The 233-nt window shown below is 40.3% G+C and carries 1 protein-coding gene; it reads right to left on the bottom strand.

The window, feature by feature from the left end; translation table 11 throughout:
- Positions 1–233 (bottom strand): hypothetical protein (locus tag SB724_RS21950; protein ID WP_410573206.1); only part of this gene is annotated, 233 nt, incomplete at both ends.

Raw genomic sequence — 233 nt, 5'->3', positions numbered from 1 at the left:
ATCTGAGAATGAAACCGTGAAATATGGATCGCCGTCTAAAATGGCGCCTTCTTTTACCTTTTCCTTAATCTCTTTTATCTTGGCTTTCTTCTCTTCTGGTGTCAGTTCAGCAACTTCTTTACGCTCCATTTCTGAAATGCTCGTTTCTGGGTGATTTACAGCGTTTGAAAGTTCTTGAGTGATGCTTTTCTCGTATTCAGCATCTATTCTCTTAGATTCCTGTGGCTCGAAAC

This window comes from Bacillus sp. SIMBA_031, assembly GCF_046535225.1.
Lineage (GTDB): Bacteria > Bacillota > Bacilli > Bacillales > Bacillaceae > Bacillus > Bacillus velezensis.
Note: the sequence above shows the minus strand (reverse complement) of the source record. Positions and strands in the feature narration are given on the sequence as shown.